We start from the raw sequence: 17724 nt of genomic DNA on the forward strand, positions 1-17724 counted from the left end.
GGGCGCGCGACGCCGGATCATCCCGCCTGGACGCACGGCCGAACCGCCCAAGTACGCCCAGTACGAGGACGGTCCGGCCACACGCCCAGCCGGGCGCCCGACGCCGCGCGCTGATCCGGCAAGATCGGACGGACAGGGCCTAGTCGGCCGCCGCTACGGGGGAGCAGCGGCGGGCAGGCCTAGTCGGCCGCCGGTGCGATGATCAGCTCGCCGACCAGTCGGGCGGCCGCCTCCCGCTGCTCCTCGGGGAGCTCCTCGTCGGTGACCAGGACGTCCACCTGGTCCAGCTGAGCGAAGGAGGCCAGGCCGACCGCGCCCCACTTGGTGTGGTCGGCGACCACGACCACCCGGCGGGCGGAGCGGATGAAGGTGCGGTTGGTCTCCGCCTCGGCCAGGTTCGGGGTGGTCAGCCCGGTCGCGTCGGAGAGGCCGTGGCAGCCCAGGATCAGCACGTTGACGTGCAGCGAGCGGAGCGCCTGGTCGGCCACCGGCCCGACCAGCGTGTCCGAGGGGGTACGGACGCCGCCGGTGCGGATCACCGTCGTGGTGGCGGGCGTGCCGTCCTCGTGCGGCTGCTCCAGCAGTTCGGCGATCCGCAGGGAGTTGGTGACGACGGTCAGGCCCTCGACGGCGTGCAGGTGCCGGGCGACCGCGTAGGGGGTGGTGCCGCCGGCCAGTCCGACCGCCGCGCCGGGCTGCACCAGCGCGGCGGCCGCCCGGGCGATGGCCTCCTTGGCGGGCAGCTCCCAGCCGGCCTTGGTCTCGAAGCCGGGCTCGCCGGTGGCCGGGGCGTCGGTCCGCACTGCGCCGCCGTGCACCTTCTGGACCAGGCCGCGCCTCGCCAGGGCGTCCAGGTCGCGGCGGATCGTCATGTCGGACACGCCCAGGTCCCGGACCAGCTCGGTCACCCGGACCCCGCCGCGGGCACGGACCTGCTCCAGGATCAGTACGCGGCGCTGCCCGGCGAGCGGTTGGGCGCTGTCGGCCATCGGATCCTCCTTCGACCACTTTCGAACGGTAGCCATGATGGATAATGTTTGAGATTGTAGCTTTCTGTTGATTCCCATGTTGATTCTAATGGCGTCGCTCAGAGGAAGAAGGCCATGGCCGGGACGACCCTGACCCAGCCCACCGTCAGGACCGTGACCACGCTCGCGGACGGGCGGCAGCTCATCTACTACGACAGCGGCATCGCTGCTCCCCGGGACACCGTCGACCGGCGACCGCTCGACCCCCCGTCCCACGGCTCCGAGGTGCGGCTCGACCCGGCCACCGGCGCCTGGGTCACCATCGCCGCCCACCGGCAGGCCCGCACCTACCAGCCCCCGGCGGAGGAGTGCCCGCTCTGCCCGTCCCGGGACGGGCGGCTCAGCGAGATCCCGGCCGCCGACTACCAGGTGGCCGTCTTCGAGAACCGCTTCCCCTCGCTGGCCGGCCCGCCGGCCCCGCCGGTCGAGGAGGCCGACGGCCTGTGGACCAGCGGTCCGGGCACCGGGCGCTGCGAGGTGGTCTGCTTCACCGCCGACCACGACGCCGCCTTCGCCGACCTCACCCCCGACCGCGCCCGGCTGGTCCTGGACGCCTGGACCGACCGCACCGCCGAACTCTCCGCCCGGCCCGGGGTCGAACAGGTCTACTGCTTCGAGAACCGGGGCGCCGAGATCGGCGTCACCCTCGCCCACCCGCACGGCCAGATCTACGCCCTCCCCTTCACCACCCCGCGCACCGCCCGGATGGCCGACCGCGCCGCCGAACACCGCGCCGCCACCGGCCGCAACCTCTTCGACGACCTGCTCGCCGCCGAACGCGCCCACGGCGAGCGGGTGGTGCTCGCCGGGCGGCACTGGACGGCCTTCGTCCCCTTCGCCGCCCGCTGGCCGTACGAGGTCCACCTCTACCCGCACCGCCGGGTGCCCGACCTGACCGGGCTGGACGACGCGCAGCGGGAGGAGTTCCCCGCCCTCTACCTGGAGCTGCTGCGCCGCTTCGACCGGCTCTTCGGCGGCGGCCGCACCCCGTACATCTCCGCCTGGCACCAGGCACCCACCGGGCAGCGCGACGAACTCGCCCTGCACCTGGAGCTGTTCACCATCCGGCGCACCGCCGACAAGCTCAAGTACCTGGCAGGAGTGGAGTCCGGCATGGACGCCTTCGTCAACGATGTCACCCCCGAGGACGCGGCCCGCCGGCTGCGGGAGGTCGCCTCGTGACGACGTCCACCGGTACGACCACCTTCACCGACCTCTACGGCCGGGCTCCCGAGGGGGAGTGGGCCGCCCCCGGCCGGGTGAACCTGATCGGCGAACACACCGACTACAACCTCGGGTTCGCCCTTCCGATCGCCCTCCCGCAGGCCGTCCGCATCCAGGCCGCCCGGCGGACGGACGGGCTGCTGAGGGTCTGGTCGGCCCAGGGCGGCGGCGAGGTCACCGAACTGCGGGTCGCCGACCTCGCCCCGGGCGCGGTGCCCGGCTGGGCCGCCTACCCGGCCGCCGTGGTGTGGGCGCTGCGCGACGCCGGGCACGAGGTCGGCGGGGCCGACATCCGGCTGGACAGCGACGTGCCCTCCGGCGCCGGGCTGTCCTCCTCCGCCGCACTGGAGTGCGCGGTGGCCGTCGCGTTCAACGACCTGTACGGGCTGGGCCTCGCCGCGCCCGAACTCGCCCTGCTGGCGCAGCGGGCGGAGAACGCCTTCGTCGGCGTGCCGTGCGGGAACATGGACCAGATGGCCTCGATGTGCTGCCGCCCCGGTGCCGCGCTGTTCCTGGACAGCCGCGACCTGTCGACGCGCCAGGTGCCCGTCGACCTGGCGGCGGCGGACCTGACCCTGCTGGTGCTCGACACCCGGGTCAAGCACGACCTGGGCGACGGCGCCTACGCCGCCCTGCGGGCCGGCTGCGAACGGGCCGCCGCCCTGCTCGGGCTGCCCGCGCTGCGGGCCCTCGACGCCGCCGACCTCCCCGCCGCCCTGCCCCGACTGCCCTCGGAACTGCGCCCGTTGGTGCGCCACGTGGTCGGCGAGAACGCGCGCGTCGAGGAGGCCGTCGCCCACCTGGACGCCGGCGACCCCGCCGCGCTCGGCCCGATCCTCACCGCCGGGCACGCCTCACTGCGCGACGACTACCAGGTCTCCTGCCCGGAGACCGACCTCGCCGTCGAGGCGGCGCTGGCGGCGGGCGCCTACGGGGCGCGGATGACCGGCGGCGGCTTCGGAGGCTCCGTCATCGCCCTGGTGGACACCGCAGCCGCCGACCGCGTCGCTGCCGCCGTCACCGAGGCCTTCCGCGCCGCCGGGTACACCGCGCCGCGCACCCTCACCGCCGTACCGGCCGAGGGGGCACGGCGGCTCGGGTGACTTCGCCTTACGCCTTGTGGGCGGCCGGGCGCTCCGGAGACGCCTCCGCGAGCGCCCGGGTGACGGCCTCCACCCCGGCGCGCAGCCCGTACACCGGGGTGCCGGGCTGCTGCCGCCAGGACTCGTCGATCCCGCCCGCGTCCACCGTGTCGAAGCCCAGCTCCTCGACCAGCTCCCGGACGACCCGCTTGGCCGCCTCGTCGTCCGACGCGACCGGCACGGCGAGCCGCTCAGGGTCCCCCGCAGGGCGCGGCCGCTCCAGCAGGTCCTGCGCGTAGGTGCCGTTGAACACCTTCACCACCCGGTGGCCGAGGTGCCCCTCCGTCCAGCGGCTCTCGGTGAGCCCGTCGTCCTCGATCGCGTCGATCCGGCCGTCGCGCTCCTTCGGGTAGTAGTTGCCGGTGTCGATCACCGCCACGCCCTCGGCGGCGCCGTCCAGCAGGCCCGCGGGAAGGTCCGGCACGGCCTTCAGCGGGACCGTCACCACCACGACCTGCGCACCCCGCGCGGCCTCGGCGGCCGGCACCGCCTTCGCGCCCGTCTCCTCCGCCAGGGCCTTGAGCGACTCCGGGCCGCGCGAGTTCGCCACCGAGACCTCGTGCCCGAGCGTGGTCAGCCGTCGGGTCAGATTGCCGCCGATGTTGCCCGCGCCGATGATGCCGATCTTCATGGAAAGCCCCTCGTCTGGGAGTGCCACAAAACCCGTCGCCCTGGGCCAACCACACGGTGGCCGGTCCGATTCCCGCTTCGTTCACCCGGGAGGGTGGTTCTCCGGGACCCATGGTCGAGGCGGGCCTGGTACCCGCCCGGCGCACGGCGCGAGGGTGGGGCACATGAACGCGAACCACACTCCGTCCACGTCCTCCACGTCCTCCACCGTCCTGATCACCGGTGGCACCAGCGGCATGGGCTTCGCCACCGCCCGCCTCCTCCTCGCCACCGGAGCCCAGGTCGTGATCACCGGCCGGGACGAGGCCCGGCTCGCCCTCGCCGCCGAGCGGCTCGGCGGCGGCGACCGCCTCCTCACCGTGCGTGCCGACGCCGCCGCGCCCGCGGACCTCGCCCGCCTCGCCGACACCGTCCGCGAGCGGTACGGCAAGCTCGACGGCGTCTTCGCCAACGCGGGCGTCGCCGGATTCCACCCGGTGGAGGCGGTCGACGAGGCCGAGTTCGCCCGGATCGTCGACACCAACCTCAAGGGCGTCTTCTTCACCGTCCAGCACACCCTGCCCCTGCTGGAGGCGGCCGGCGGCGGCTCCGTCGTCCTCAACGCCTCCTGGACCCCGCACCGCGGATTCCCCGGCGCCGCCGTCTACGCGGCCAGCAAGGCCGCCGTCCTCAGCCTCGCCCGCACCCTGGGCGCCGAACTGGCCGGTCGCGGCATCCGGGTCAACTCCGTCAGCCCCGGCTACATCGCCACCGAGATGTTCCACGCGGCCGTCCCCGACCCGGCCGGCCACGAGCCCATCCGCGCCCAGGTCCCGCTCGGCCGCCTCGGGCAGGCCGAGGACGTGGCCGAGACGGTCGCCTTCCTGCTCTCCGACCGCTCCTCGTACATCACCGCGCAGGACATCGTGATCGACGGCGGCCTCGTCCCGGCCACCCCGGCCCTCGCCGGCTGAGCTCGTCGGGTGCGTGTCGGGCGTGTGCCGGGTGCGTGCCTGGTCCTGCCAGGACCAGGCACGCACCCGCCCGTCCGGGTGACAATCACCCCGTGAACCCGAGCAGCGCCCTCAGCGACTTCCTCCGCACCCGCCGCGCCCGGCTGCGACCCGAGGACGTCGACCTCCCCGACTACGGCGGCCGCCGCCGCGTCGCCGGCCTGCGCCGCGAGGAACTCGCCCACCTCGCCGGCGTCAGCGTCGACTACTACACCCGCCTCGAACAGGGCCGCGTCGGCAACCCCTCCGACGCCGTCCTCGACGCCGTCGCCCGCGCCCTGCGCCTGGCCCCCGACGAGTCCGGCCACCTCCACCGCCTCGCCCGCCCCACCGGCCGCACACCCCACCCGGCCCCCGCCCGCCAGCAGCCCCGCCCCTCCCTGCTGCGCCTGCTCGAACAACTCGACCACACCCCCGCCGTGGTGATGGGCCACCGGATGGACGTCCTCGCGTGGAACCGCGCCGCCGCCGCGCTGTTCGGCGACTACGGCGCCCTGCCGGAGGAGGACCGCAACATCGCCCGCATCACCTTCCTCGACCCGACCTCCCGCGAGCTCTACGCGGACTGGACGGCCTGCGCCAGGGAGAACGTCGCCTTCCTCCACCTCGAAGCCGGCCGCCGCCCCGACGACCCCCGCCTCGCCACCCTGGTCGGCCAACTCTGCCTGGCCAGCGAAGAGTTCCGCCAGATGTGGGCCGACCACCCCGTCGCCGACAAGACCTCCGGCCACAAGCTCTTCCACCACCCCGTCGTCGGCCTCCTCGACCTCACCTACGACACCCTCCGCCCCGCCGACGACCCCGACCAGGCCCTCGTCACCTACACCGCGGACCCGGACACCCCGTCGGACGACGCCCTGCGACTCCTGCTGTCCTGGGCGGCGAGTCGCTGAGGCCGCTCCGCGCGGACAGGGAACCGCGACCTACGCAGGCACGACATCGGGCTGCGGCACGGGCGTCCACATAGCGAAGCCGACATTGAACACGGAGCGAACGGAGAAGTCGAGGCGGACGGCGACGGGGGTGCCTTCCGGAACTCCGAAAGGGGTGTGACCTGCGGATTCGTCAAGGTCCTCGTGGCCGGGTGTGCTTCGGGCCGTCGTCACCCGTTAGGGGGCGTCTGCCAGAATCGACCGGCCGACAACTGGGACGAGGAGGCCTCGCGTGGGCGGGAACGAAGTTCGGTCGCGGATGCCGCAATTGCGGCTGGACGAGCTGCTGGAGGAGCTCCAGGCCCGGATCGACGCGGCCAGGGGCACCCGGGACCGGGTGCACAGCCTGCTGGAGGCGGTGCTGTCGGTCGGCCGGGAGCTGGACCTGACGCAGGTGCTTCGGCGGATCGTGGAAGCCGCCGCCGTCCTGGTGGACGCCCGCTACGCGGCGCTCGGGGTGATCGGGCCGGACGGGGAGTCCCTCTCGCAGTTCCTCACGGTGGGCCTGTCGGAGGAGGAGATCGCCCGGATCGGTCCGTACCCGACCGGGCGGGGGCTGCTCGGCGAGCTGATCCACCGGCCGGAGGCGCTGCGGCTGGTGGACCTCTCCGAGCACGCGTCGTCCGTGGGCTGCCCGGTGCACCACCCGGTGATGCGGACCTTCCTCGGTGTGCCGGTGCGGGTGCGCGAGGAGGTTTTCGGGAACCTCTACCTGACCGACAAGCGGGGCGGGGAGCAGTTCGACGCCGACGACGAGGCGGTGATCTCGACGCTGGCCGTGGCGGCCGGGGTGGCGATCGACAACGCCCGGCTGTACGAGGAGGCGCAGCGTCAGCAGCGTTGGCTGAGCGCGAGCGCGGAGATCACCCGGGCCCTGCTGTCGGGGGGTTCCCGCTCGGAGGTGCTGGAGCTGATCGCGCAGCGGGCCCGGGACATCACCGGAGCCGACGTGGCCGATGTGTCCGTGCCGGTGGCCGGGACGGAGTCGCTACGGGTGGAGCTGGCGCTCGGCGGAGACGTCGCGGAGCGGTTGGGCCTCGTGGTTCCGGCGGACGGCACGCTGTCGGGGGAGGCCGTCGCCGAGCGGGAGCCGGTGACCACCCTGGACCTCGCGGGCGATCCGCGACTGTCCGCCGGGCCGCGTTGCTTCGATGACCTGGGTGCCGCGGTGGCGGTGCCCCTGGGGCGGGCGGGCGGTCTGGTCGAGGGGGTGCTGCTGCTGGCCCGGCGCGGTGGCGGGCAGCCGTTCAGCGAGCAGGAGATCGGGCCCCTTCTGGGCTTCGCCGACCAGGCGGCCCTGGCGCTGGAACTGGCGGAGCGACGCCGTGACGCCGAGCAGTTGGCGATGCTGGAGGACCGCGACCGGATCGCCCGCGACCTGCACGACCTCGCCATCCAGCGGCTGTTCGCCACGGGCATGACGCTGCAGAGCGCCGCCCGGCTCATCGATCACTCAGGAGCGTCGGACCGGGTGCTGCGCGCGGTCGGCGACCTGGACGAGACCATCAAGATCATCCGGTCGACGATCTTCGGTCTCCGGGCCAGGGCGGACGCCACCGGGCACGGCCTGCGCGCACGGGTGGTCCGGGTGGTGGAGCAGGCGCAGCCCACGCTGGGCTTCGCGCCGCGGCTGAGCATGGAGGGCCTGCTGGACACCGACGTGCCGGCCGAGGCCGCGGACCACGTGGTGGCGGTGCTGGCCGAGGCGCTGAGCAACGCGGCGCGGCACGCCCGGGCCCGCCGGGTGGAGGTCTCGCTGCGCGCGACGGCCACGCAGGTGGTGCTGGACGTGCAGGACGACGGCGTCGGCATCCCCGAGCAGGGGCGGCGCAGCGGACTGCGGAACATGGCGGAGCGGGCGGAGGGCCTCGGCGGCGAGTTGGAGCTGTCGAGCCCGCCGGGCGGCGGGACCCGGCTTCTCTGGACGGCGCCCCTGGTGCTCTGACCCGGTGCCGCCGGGGTCGGGCGAGGTGTCAGCCGACGCGCCGGCCGGACGGGTTGCCATGGGCACTGAGCGTCTCGCTGGCGAGGAGCGCGGCCTGGACGCGGCGTTCGACGCCGAGTTTGGCGAGGAGCCGTGAGATGTGGTTCTTGACGGTCTTCTCGGCGAGGTAGAGCCGCTGGCCGATCTGCCGATTGGTCAGGCCTTCGCCGATGAGGGCGAGGATCTCCCGCTCGCGTGGGGTCAGTTGGGGGAGTCCGTCGGTCTGCGGGGCGGCGTCGCCGCGCAGGCGGGCCATCAGGCGGGTGGTGGCGCCGGGGTCGAGCATGGACTGGCCGGACGCGACGGTGCGGACGGCGGAGACGAGGTCGGTGCCGCTGATCTGTTTGAGGACGTACCCGGAGGCGCCGGCCATGATCGCGTCCAGGAGGGCGTCCTCGTCGTCGAAGGAGGTGAGGATGAGGCAGGCCAGCTCGGGCATGCGGGCGCGGAGTTCGCGGCAGACGGTCACGCCGTCGCCGTCCGGCAGCCGCATGTCCAGGACCGCGACGTCCGGGCGCAGTGCCGGCACGCGGGTCAGTGCCTGTTCGGCGGTGGCCGCCTCACCGACCACGGTCAGGTCGGGCTCGCCGTCCAGCAGGTCGTGCACGCCCCGGCGGACGACCTCGTGGTCGTCGAGGAGGAACACCTTGACCGGGGCGCTCGCCCGGGCCGCTGCGCTGTCCACCATCGCTTCTCCGTGTTCGTGGGGCCGCCACGGGAACGAGGCGGACGGGACATCCGGCATTCTGCCGTGCGCGCGGACGCGCACACCAGGGCCGGACGTCCCCGTTCCTCCGACGAGGACCGTCCTCACACGTGCGGGACGACCGCGACCGGTGCTTCGGCGTGGTGGAGGGCGGCGTGGGCGACGGGGCCTAGCCGCCTGCCCAGCGGGTGGTGCCGGTGGTCCCGCCGGCCGACGACCACGAGGCAGGCGTCTGCGGCGGCGGTCACGACGGCGTTGGCCGCTCCGCCGAGCCGGGTCGTGGCGACCACCTCGACGTCCGGGTGTGCGGCGCGGGCACCGGCGAGTGCTTCGGCCAGAGCGGCCTGCTCGGAGGCCTCCTGAGCGGAGGCGTCCACCTGGGGCGGCACCCAGCCGGCGGCCGACCAGGCGGGTATCACGTCCCAGCCGTGCACGGCCCGCAGGCGCACCCGCCGCCTGGCCGCCTCGGTGAACGCGAAGTCGAGGACGGCGTCGGAGGGGTGGCGGGCGTCCACCCCGACGACGACGTCACGGCGGTCCGGCGTGCCGGCCGGCGGCCCGTCGTTCCCGTCGGCCCGGACCATGACCAGTGGGGTGGTGACGCGCGCCGCCACCGCGAGGCCGACCGACCCGACGAGCAGGGCGGCGAAGCCGCCGAGCCCGCGGGAGCCGAGGACGAGCAGCTCCCGGCCCTCGGCCTCGGCGACCAGCGCGTCGACGGGGTCGTCGCCGACCATGGCGGTTTCGACGGGCAGCCCGGGGTGGGAGCGGCGGATCCGCTCGGCGGTGTCGGCCAGTGTGGCCAGCGCCTTGGGGCGGAGGTCACCGGCCAGGGACCCGTCGGCGTACTCGCTGCTCAGCCAGGGCCAGGCGTGCAGGATGCGCAGGCCGACGCCCCGGCGTACCGCCTCCTCGGCGGCCCAGAGCGCGGCGGCCTCGCTCCGCGCCGATCCGTCGATTCCGGTCAGGACGTGGCTGGTCATCGTGGTTCTCCTCGGTCGGAGTCGGGTGCGGGGCCGGGTGCGGGGCCGGGTTCGGAGTCGGGTACGCCTTCGTGCTGCGTCCGCCGTCGATCACGTCTCGTCCCCGTCCTCATCGGGTTCGTCCGCACCGCACCGCACCGCTCAGCGGGCGACGCCCAGCCTCCGGCACCCGGACCTCGCCGGGCAGGGCCCTGCAGTCCCCAATCCCTGGGGCCGCAGGTCCCGTCCGGCCGGTCCGTCCCGTGGCCGTCGTGCCGGACGTGTGAGCAACGGCCCTGGGACCCGGGACCTTCGGGACGGGTTCAGGGCTTCCCGGCCCCTGTGGCCCGCCGGCCGTCGGCAGCGAACCTGTCAGGACGGACCCGAGGCCGCGCGTCGTGCCGCGGCCACTGACCGAAGGAGATCGTGATCATGTCTCATTCCGTGGTGGTGGGAGTCGACGGATCCGCGCAGAGCGCGGCCGCGGCCGAGTGGGCGGCCGCTCAGGCCCACCGCAGCGGCCGGGCACTGCGGATGGTCCACGCCGGGGGAGCGGTGGCCGCCCTGCCGGAGGAGCCCGGGAGCCGGGCCGAGCCGTTGCCGGAGGCGGTCCGTGCGCTGCACGGCCACCTCGCCGCCGCGCTGCCGGATCTGGAGATCTCCTGCGAGCACGTGCCCGGCAATCCGGCCCACCAGTTGATCGCCGCCGGAGAGCGGGAAGGCCTGCTGGTGCTCGGCTCGCGCGGGCTCGGCGGGTTCACCGGGCTGCTGGTCGGCTCGATCGGGTTGCGGGCGGCGGCCCACGCCGCCTGCCCGGTGGTCCTGGTCCGGGCCGGGGCGGACGGCGAGGGCGGCGCGCCAGGCGACGTCGTGGTGGGAGTGGACGGCGGTGGCCCCTGCGACGAGATGCTCGCCTTCGCCTTCGAGCAGGCGTCCGGGCGCGGCGCGACGCTGCGGGTGATGAACAGCCGGACCCTGCCCGCCGGGCCGTACGTGACGGAGGCTCCGGTGGACCAGCGGGAGATCAGGGACTCCCTGACGGCGGCGGAGCTGCTCCGCCTCCAGGACGCGCTGATGCCGTGGCGGGAGAAGTTCCCCGACGTGCGGGTCCAGGCCGAGGTGACCGCCTGGCCGGCCGCGCGGGCACTGGTGGAGGCCTCCCGCACGGCCTCGCTGGTCGTGGTGGGACGTCGGACGCCGCGCAACAGGGCGACCGGGTCCTGGCTCGGCACCGTCGCCCACGCCGTGCTGCACCACGCGCACAGCCCGGTCGCGGTGGTGCCGCACGACTGAGACCGGCCGCGACTGGGGCCAGCCGCGACTGGGCCCGGCCGTGACTGACACCGGTCACGACTGAGACCTGCCGCGTCGCCGATGGCCGTGGCACGGGCCGTTACCGGTCCGCGCCACGGCCATCGGCACGTCCGGTGGCGGACCGACCGTGGGACCGCGCGGATGAGGGACCTTCGGCCCGAAGGTGTGCCCCATTGGCCGGGCCCCCGGGCGGTGCCGGCGGGGGAGGCTGTTGGTGGGAAGCCTGAGCGGACATCCGCCGGCACCCGATTCTTCGGACGAGGTAACCGAAAGGTGGTCCAGCCATGACCCGCCGCCCGCAGACCGAGGAGCCTCCCGCTCCGAGCGATGTCCCCGCGGCCGTCGCCGCGCTCGTCGCCGACGCGCTGACGGCCCTTCGGGAGTACGCCGACTTCACCCAGGAACAGGTCGACCACATCGTCAAGAAGGCCTCGCTGGCCGCCCTGGAGCGGCACACCGCACTGGCGGTGCTGGCGGTGGAGGAGACCGGGCGCGGGGTCTTCGAGGACAAGGCGGTGAAGAACGTCTTCGCCTGCGAGAACGTCACCCACGTGATGGCCCGGACGAAGACGGTCGGAGTGGTGTACCGGGACGAGATCGACGGCATCGTGGAGATCGCCGAGCCGGTCGGCGTGGTCGCGGGCATCACCCCGGTGACCAATCCGACCTCGACCACGATCTTCAAGTGCCTGCTGGCGCTCAAGACCCGCAACCCGATCGTCTTCGCCTTCCACCCCTCGGCCCAGCGCTGCTCCGCCGAGGCGGCCCGGATCGTCCGGGACGCGGCGGTGGCGGCCGGGGCCCCGGCCCACTGCATCCAGTGGATCGAGGAGCCGTCGATGGCGGCCACCGGCGCGCTGATGAACCACCCCGACGTCGCGACGATCCTCGCCACCGGCGGCAACGCGATGGTCCGGGCCGCGTACTCCTGCGGCAAGCCGGCGCTGGGCGTCGGCGCCGGCAACGTTCCGGCGTACATCGAGCGCACCGCGGACCTGAAGCGGGCGGTCAACGACGTCGTCCTGTCGAAGTCCTTCGACAACGGCATGATCTGCGCCTCCGAGCAGGCCGTGATCCTGGACGCCGAGATCCGCGACGCCGCGCTCGCCGAGTTCCGCAAGCTGAAGGCGCACCACGCGAGCGCGCACGAGAAGGCGCTGCTGGAGCGGTACCTGTTCGGGGCCGGTGACGGCACCGACTGCGCCGGGGGCCGGCTGAACGCCGAGGTGGTGGGCCGCTCGGCGGCGCAGATCGCGCAGGCGGCGGGCTTCGAGGTGCCGGGTGACACCTCGGTGATCCTGGCCGACTGCGAGCGGGTCGGGCCCGAGGAGCCGCTGACCCGGGAGAAGCTCTGCCCGGTCCTGGCGGTCCTGACCGCCGACTCACGCCGCGCCGGTGTCGAACTGGCCTGCGCGATGGTGGAGTTCAACGGGCTCGGGCACTCGGCGGCGGTGCACACCGAGGACGCGGCGTTCGTCGAGGAGTTCGGGCACGCGGTCAAGGCCTGCCGGATCATCTGGAACGCGCCCAGCTCGCAGGGCGGCATCGGCGACGTCTACAACGCCTTCACGCCCTCGCTGACCCTGGGCTGCGGCAGCTACGGGCACAACTCCGTGTCCGGGAACGTCTCGGCGCTGAACCTCGTCAACATCAAGCGGATCGGGCGGCGCAACACCAACATGCAGTGGTTCAAGGTCCCCCCGAAGATCTACTTCGAGCGCAACTCGGTCAAGTACCTGGCGAGCATGCCGAACGCGCACCGGATCGTCGTCGTCACGGACCGGACGATGGTGGAGATCGGCCACCTGGAGCGGATCCGGGGCGTGCTCGACCGGCGCCGCGAGCCGGTCGAGGTGCGGGTCGTCGACTTCGTCGAGCCGAACCCGAGCATCGACACCGTGCGCAAGGGCGCGGAGCTGATGCGGGAGTTCGAGCCGGACACGATCATCGCGCTGGGCGGCGGCTCCCCGATGGACGCGGCCAAGGTGATGTGGCTGATGTACGAGCACCCGGAGGTCGAGTTCGCGGACCTGAAGGAGAAGTTCTTCGACATCCGCAAGCGCGCCTTCACCTTCCCCGACCTCGGTGAGAAGGCCAAGCTGGTGTGCATCCCCACCACCTCGGGCACGGGCGCCGAGGTCACCCCCTTCGCGGTCATCACGGACACGGCCACGGGCCAGAAGTACCCGCTCGCGGACTACGCGTTCACCCCGAGCGTGGCCATCGTCGACCCGGCGCTCACCGCCGGCCTGCCGCGGCACGTCACCGCCGACACCGGCTTCGACGCCCTCACCCACTGCATCGAGACCTACGTGTCCGTCTACGCCAACGACTTCACCGACGGTCTCGCCCTCCAGGGCATCCGGCTGATCTTCGAGAACCTGGAGCGGGCCGTCACCGACGGGCCGAACGACCCGGTGGCGCGGGAGAAGATGCACAACGCGGGGACGATCGCCGGGATGGCCTTCGGCTCGGCCTTCCTGGGTGCGGTGCACGCCATGGCGCACACCCTGGGCGCCACCTTCCACGTCGCCCACGGACGGACCAACGCGCTCCTGCTGCCGCACGTGATCCGCTGGAACGGCTCCGCCCCGGCGAAGGTCACCGGCTGGCCCAAGTACCAGCACTACACGGCCCCCGAGCGCTACCAGGCGATCGCCCGGATGCTCGGCCTGCCCGCCGCGACCCCGGAACAGGGCGTCGAGTCCCTGGCGGCGGCGGTCGAGGAACTGCGTGACCGGGCCGGCATCCCGCGCTCCTTCAAGGAGGCCGGGGTGGAGGAGGAGGCCTTCCTCGCGGCCCTGCCCCAGCAGGCGATGAACGCCTACGAGGACCAGTGCGCCCCCGCCAACCCCCGGATGCCCATGCTCGCCGACATGCAGCAGCTGATGCGCCAGGCCTACTACGGCGACCAGGCCTGAGAGAGGACACGGAGATGACCACCTCGCAGCAGGACTCGCAGCAGGACTCGCGGCACGACCCGCGGCACGACTCGCAGCACGAGCGGACCACGGACGCCTGGAACGGATTCAAGGGCGGACTCTGGCGCGACGCGATCGACGTCCGCGACTTCATCCAGCACAACTACACGCCGTACCAGGGCGACGCGGCCTTCCTCGCCGGCCCGACGGAGCGGACCCTGGCGGTGTGGCGGCAGATCACCGACCGCTTCCCCGAGGAACGCGCCAAGGGGGTGTACGACGTCGCGTACGACATCCCCGCCGGCATCACCGCACACGCGCCCGGATACATCGACCGCGAGCGGGAGCTGATCGTCGGCCTGCAGACCGACGCCCCGCTCAAGCGGGCGATCATGCCCTACGGCGGCTGGCGGATGGTCGCGGGCGCGCTGAGGACGTACGGCTACCCCGTCCCGCCCGAGCTGGAGAAGGTCTTCACCCGGTACCGCAAGACCCACAACGACGGCGTGTTCGACGCCTACACCCCCGAGATTCTCGCCGCCCGCAAGGCCGGCATCATCACGGGCCTGCCCGACGCGTACGGCCGGGGGCGGATCATCGGCGACTACCGCCGCGTCGCGCTCTACGGCGTGGACCGTCTGATCGAGGCCAAGCGGGCCGAGAAGGCCGGGCTGGACGCCGCGCCCGCCGACCCGGCGCGGCTGGAGGAGGTCATCCGCGAGCGCGAGGAACTCGCCGAGCAGATCCGGGCCCTGGGCGAGCTCAAGCAGATGGCCGCGAACTACGGTCACGACCTCTCCGGCCCGGCCCGCACCGGCCGGGAGGCGATCCAGTGGCTGTACTTCGCCTACCTGGCGGCGGTCAAGGAGCAGAACGGCGCCGCGATGTCGCTCGGCCGCACCTCGACCTTCCTCGACGTCTACCTCCAGCGCGACCTGGCCGAAGGCGTCCTGACCGAACAGCAGGTGCAGGAGCTGATCGACGACTTCGTCATCAAGCTGCGGATCGTCCGCTTCCTGCGCACCCCCGAGTACGACGAGCTGTTCTCCGGGGACCCGACCTGGGTCACCGAGTCGATCGGCGGCATCGGTGAGGACGGCCGCACCCTGGTCACCCGCACCTCCTTCCGCTACCTCCAGACCCTCTACAACCTCGGCCCGGCGCCCGAGCCGAACCTGACCGTCTTCTGGTCACCCCAACTTCCGGGCGGGTTCAAGGAGTTCTGCGCCAAGGTGTCCATCGACACCTCCAGCATCCAGTACGAGTCGGACGAGCTGATGCGCCCGCACTTCGGCGACGACACCGCCATCGCCTGCTGCGTCTCCGCGATGCCGGTCGGCAGGCAGATGCAGCTCTTCGGCGCCCGGGTCAACCTCGCCAAGACCCTGCTCTACGCGATCAACGGCGGTCGCGACGAGATCTCCGGCGCTCAGGTCGGCCGGGCCACCGCGCCGGTCACCGGCGACGTGCTCGACTACGACGAGGTGCTCGCCCGCTTCGACGAGCAGATGGAGTGGCTCGCCGAGGCGTACGTGCACGCGCTGAACGTCATCCACTACATGCACGACAAGTACGCCTACGAGCGGCTGGAGATGGCCCTGCACGACCGGGACGTCCGCCGCACGATGGCCTGCGGCATCGCCGGCCTCGCCGTGGCCGTCGACTCGCTCTCGGCGATCAGGTACGCGAAGGTCCGGCCCGTGCGGGACGAGACCGGACTGGTGGTCGACTACCTGGTCGACGGCGACTACCCGGCGTACGGCAACAACGACGACCGGGTCGACGGGATCGCCGTCCGGCTGGTCGAGGAATTCATGGAGAAGGTGCGCAAGCACCCCGCCTACCGGGGCGCCGAGCACACCCAGTCCGTGCTGACGATCACCTCCAACGTCGTCTACGGCAAGAAGACCGGCAACACCCCCGACGGCCGTCGGGCCGGCGAGCCGTTCTCCCCCGGCGCCAACCCGATGAACGGACGCGACCGCCACGGCTACGTCGCCAGTGCGCTGTCGGTCGCCAAACTCCCGTACGACCACGCCGAGGACGGCATCTCGCTCACCAACACCGTCACGCCCGACGCGCTCGGCCGCACGGACGAGGAGCGGACCGCCAACCTGGTCGGCATCCTGGACGGCTACGTCACCTGCCGCGGCTTCCACATGAACGTCAACGTCCTCGACCGGGACACCCTCCTGGACGCCATGGACCACCCGGAGAAGTACCCCCAGCTGACCATCCGTGTCAGCGGCTACGCGGTCAACTTCGTCCGGCTCAGCCGCGAGCAGCAGCTCGACGTGATCGGCCGCACCTTCCACGACGCGCTGTAGCGGCGCCCACCACCACCAGCACGCGGTGCCGACGCCCCCCCGACCACGGGCGTCGGCACCGCGCTCTTGCGCAAGGAGAACCGCCACCATGGCCGAACCCGCCGTGCCCGCCGCGCCTGCCGAGCCAGCCGTACCCGCCGAACCAGCCGTCACCCCGGCCGGCGCCGCCACCCGGCGCGCGGTGACGGGCATGCTGCACTCCTGGGACCTGTCCACCGGCGTCGACGGCCCCGGCACCCGTTTCGTCGCCTTCCTGTCCGGCTGCCCGCTGCGCTGCCTGTACTGCCACAACCCCGACACCCGGAACATGCGCGACGGCCGCCGCGCCTCGGTCGACGAGCTCGTCCAGGAGGCCGCCAAGTACACCGAGTTCATCCACGCCTCCGGCGGCGGCGCCACCATCAGCGGCGGTGAACCGCTCCTCCAGCCCGTCCTCAGCGGCGAACTGCTCCACCGTTTCAAGCATGAACTCGGCCTGCACACCGCGCTGGACACCTCCGGTTTCCTCGGTGCCCGTGCGACCGACGCGCTGCTCGCCGACACCGATCTCGTCCTGCTCGACATCAAGTCCTGGGACCGCGCCCTCTACCGGCACCTGACCGGCCAGAAGCTCGCCCCCACCCTGGACTTCGCCCGCCGCCTGGCCGACCTCGGGAAGGAGGTCTGGGTGCGGTTCGTCCTCGTCCCCCACCTGACCGACGCCACCGAGAACATCGAGGGCGTCGCCGCCTTCACCGCCTCCCTCGGCAACGTCACCCGCGTCGACGTGCTGCCCTTCCACAAGCTCGGCGCCGCCAAGTGGCGCGCGCTCGGCCTCGACTTCACGCTCGCCGACACCCCCGCACCGACCGCCGACCAGACGGCCGCCGCCCGGGCGGTCTTCACCGCTCACGGCCTGCACGCCGTCTGACTGAGCGTCAGGAACGTCTGCCCGGGGTGACCCGACGGTCCCGGGCCGCGCCCGGGCGGATCGGGGCTGAAGGTCCCGTCGGCTGGTCCCCTCCGGCCCTTCGGTGGCGGGCCCCGGTGGGAGGAGGGTGGAGGCAACAGCGAGAGGGAGGAACACCATGACCGAGCAGAGTGGGACGCCGCGCAGGATCGTGGTCGGTGTGGACGGATCGCCGTCCTCGGTCGACGCACTGCGCTGGGCCGTCCATGAGGCCCGTGTGCGCGGCGCCGTGGTCGAGGCGGTCTCCGCCTGGCAGTACCAGGTGGCCGTCGGCTGGACCGTGCCGGTCGTACCCGAGGGGGACTTCTCCGCCATCGCCCGCGAGGTCCTCGACAACGCGATCGCCGAGGTGGCCGACGCCGAGCAGCCCGTCGAGATCCACCCCCACGTGGTGGAGGGTCTCGCCGCGGCCGCCCTGCTGACCGCGGCGCAGGACGCCGACCTGCTGGTCGTCGGCAGCCGGGGGCACGGCGGCTTCGCCGGCGCCCTGCTGGGGTCCGTCAGCCAGCACTGCGTCCAGCACGCGCCCTGCCCGGTCGTCGTCGTCCGCCACCGCGAGGACCCGCGCCCCGTCAAGTGACGGCCCCACCGAACCCACCGGAAGGAGATGACC

The 17724-nt window shown here is 73.2% G+C and carries 14 protein-coding genes; 10 read left to right on the plus strand and 4 right to left on the minus strand.

Going from position 1 to position 17724, the window contains the following annotated elements; genetic code table 11:
* Window positions 1-179: 179 nt before the first annotated feature.
* Window positions 180-989: a DeoR/GlpR family DNA-binding transcription regulator gene (locus tag RZ50_RS20175; RefSeq protein ID WP_196952538.1), complete on the minus strand. Its 810-nt coding sequence runs from the start codon at window positions 987-989 to the stop codon at window positions 180-182.
* A 114-nt stretch (window positions 990-1103) separates the two neighbouring features.
* Here RZ50_RS20175 and galT point away from each other — a divergent pair, with 114 nt between their 5' ends.
* Both galT and galK read left to right on the plus strand, forming a co-directional pair.
* Complete coding sequence (gene galT / locus RZ50_RS20180; RefSeq protein WP_196952539.1) at window positions 1104-2210, plus strand: galactose-1-phosphate uridylyltransferase; 1107 nt, start codon at window positions 1104-1106, stop codon at window positions 2208-2210.
* A complete protein-coding gene (gene galK / locus RZ50_RS20185) occupies window positions 2207-3355 on the plus strand; it encodes a galactokinase (RefSeq protein WP_196952540.1) in 1149 nt (382 codons plus the stop codon). The genes galT and galK overlap by 4 nt, the downstream gene beginning before the upstream one ends.
* Before the next feature lie 7 nt (window positions 3356-3362).
* On the opposite strand, the gene RZ50_RS20190 is transcribed toward galK, so the two are convergent.
* Window positions 3363-4025 carry an NADPH-dependent F420 reductase gene (locus RZ50_RS20190; protein ID WP_196952541.1) on the minus strand — a complete coding sequence of 221 codons (663 nt, stop codon included), beginning with the start codon at window positions 4023-4025 and terminating at the stop codon, window positions 3363-3365.
* Window positions 4026-4188: 163 nt separating this feature from the next.
* Here RZ50_RS20190 and RZ50_RS20195 point away from each other — a divergent pair, with 163 nt between their 5' ends.
* The 3 genes from RZ50_RS20195 to RZ50_RS20205 all read left to right on the plus strand — a co-directional run bounded on the left by RZ50_RS20195 (window position 4189) and on the right by RZ50_RS20205 (window position 7893).
* Window positions 4189-4977, plus strand: a complete 789-nt coding sequence (locus RZ50_RS20195) for a glucose 1-dehydrogenase (RefSeq protein ID WP_196952542.1) — start codon at window positions 4189-4191, stop codon at window positions 4975-4977.
* A gap of 92 nt (window positions 4978-5069) precedes the next feature.
* Window positions 5070-5909, plus strand: coding sequence for a helix-turn-helix domain-containing protein (locus RZ50_RS20200; protein ID WP_196952543.1), 840 nt, complete (start codon window positions 5070-5072; stop codon window positions 5907-5909).
* Window positions 5910-6207: 298 nt separating this feature from the next.
* Window positions 6208-7893 (plus strand): GAF domain-containing protein, encoded by a 1686-nt coding sequence (locus tag RZ50_RS20205; protein WP_196952557.1) that lies wholly within the window; start codon window positions 6208-6210, stop codon window positions 7891-7893.
* Window positions 7894-7921: 28 nt separating this feature from the next.
* Here RZ50_RS20205 and RZ50_RS20210 read toward each other — a convergent pair whose 3' ends face one another.
* Together RZ50_RS20210 and RZ50_RS20215 are read right to left on the minus strand one after the other, a co-directional pair.
* The gene (locus RZ50_RS20210; protein ID WP_196952544.1) at window positions 7922-8620 is read right to left on the minus strand and encodes a response regulator transcription factor; all 699 of its coding nucleotides are present in this window, start codon (window positions 8618-8620) and stop codon (window positions 7922-7924) included.
* 122 nt (window positions 8621-8742) lie between these two features.
* Window positions 8743-9621 (minus strand): universal stress protein, encoded by an 879-nt coding sequence (locus RZ50_RS20215; protein ID WP_196952545.1) that lies wholly within the window; start codon window positions 9619-9621, stop codon window positions 8743-8745.
* 411 nt (window positions 9622-10032) lie between these two features.
* On the opposite strand from RZ50_RS20215, the gene RZ50_RS20220 reads away from it, so the two are divergent.
* From RZ50_RS20220 to RZ50_RS20240, 5 genes are all read left to right on the plus strand, one after another.
* The gene (locus RZ50_RS20220) at window positions 10033-10893 is read left to right on the plus strand and encodes a universal stress protein (RefSeq protein ID WP_196952546.1); all 861 of its coding nucleotides are present in this window, start codon (window positions 10033-10035) and stop codon (window positions 10891-10893) included.
* Between the two features lie 305 nt (window positions 10894-11198).
* The gene (gene adhE / locus RZ50_RS20225; protein WP_196952547.1) at window positions 11199-13835 is read left to right on the plus strand and encodes a bifunctional acetaldehyde-CoA/alcohol dehydrogenase; all 2637 of its coding nucleotides are present in this window, start codon (window positions 11199-11201) and stop codon (window positions 13833-13835) included.
* A 14-nt stretch (window positions 13836-13849) separates the two neighbouring features.
* Complete coding sequence (pflB, locus tag RZ50_RS20230; RefSeq protein ID WP_196952548.1) at window positions 13850-16162, plus strand: formate C-acetyltransferase; 2313 nt, start codon at window positions 13850-13852, stop codon at window positions 16160-16162.
* Window positions 16163-16250: 88 nt separating this feature from the next.
* The gene (pflA, locus tag RZ50_RS20235) at window positions 16251-17072 is read left to right on the plus strand and encodes a pyruvate formate-lyase-activating protein (RefSeq protein WP_196952549.1); all 822 of its coding nucleotides are present in this window, start codon (window positions 16251-16253) and stop codon (window positions 17070-17072) included.
* A 157-nt stretch (window positions 17073-17229) separates the two neighbouring features.
* Window positions 17230-17691: a universal stress protein gene (locus tag RZ50_RS20240; protein WP_196952550.1), complete on the plus strand. Its 462-nt coding sequence runs from the start codon at window positions 17230-17232 to the stop codon at window positions 17689-17691.
* The last annotated feature ends 33 nt before the right edge of the window (window positions 17692-17724 follow it).

The sequence above is a fragment of the Kitasatospora sp. SUK 42 genome (assembly GCF_015776785.2).
Lineage (GTDB): Bacteria > Actinomycetota > Actinomycetes > Streptomycetales > Streptomycetaceae > Kitasatospora.

Bases quoted from the DNA above. Each gene is read 5' to 3' on its own strand.
- RZ50_RS20175 (WP_196952538.1), bottom strand. From the start codon at position 989: ATGGCCGACAGCGCCCAACCGCTCGCCGGGCAGCGCCGCGTACTGATC.
- RZ50_RS20210 (WP_196952544.1), bottom strand. From the start codon at position 8,620: ATGGTGGACAGCGCAGCGGCCCGGGCGAGCGCCCCGGTCAAGGTGTTC.
- pflB (WP_196952548.1), top strand. From the start codon at position 13,850: ATGACCACCTCGCAGCAGGACTCGCAGCAGGACTCGCGGCACGACCCG.
- RZ50_RS20220 (WP_196952546.1), top strand. From the start codon at position 10,033: ATGTCTCATTCCGTGGTGGTGGGAGTCGACGGATCCGCGCAGAGCGCG.
- galT (WP_196952539.1), top strand. From the start codon at position 1,104: ATGGCCGGGACGACCCTGACCCAGCCCACCGTCAGGACCGTGACCACG.
- pflA (WP_196952549.1), top strand. From the start codon at position 16,251: ATGGCCGAACCCGCCGTGCCCGCCGCGCCTGCCGAGCCAGCCGTACCC.
- RZ50_RS20190 (WP_196952541.1), bottom strand. From the start codon at position 4,025: ATGAAGATCGGCATCATCGGCGCGGGCAACATCGGCGGCAATCTGACC.
- RZ50_RS20240 (WP_196952550.1), top strand. From the start codon at position 17,230: ATGACCGAGCAGAGTGGGACGCCGCGCAGGATCGTGGTCGGTGTGGAC.
- RZ50_RS20195 (WP_196952542.1), top strand. From the start codon at position 4,189: ATGAACGCGAACCACACTCCGTCCACGTCCTCCACGTCCTCCACCGTC.
- adhE (WP_196952547.1), top strand. From the start codon at position 11,199: ATGACCCGCCGCCCGCAGACCGAGGAGCCTCCCGCTCCGAGCGATGTC.
- RZ50_RS20205 (WP_196952557.1), top strand. From the start codon at position 6,208: ATGCCGCAATTGCGGCTGGACGAGCTGCTGGAGGAGCTCCAGGCCCGG.
- RZ50_RS20215 (WP_196952545.1), bottom strand. From the start codon at position 9,621: ATGACCAGCCACGTCCTGACCGGAATCGACGGATCGGCGCGGAGCGAG.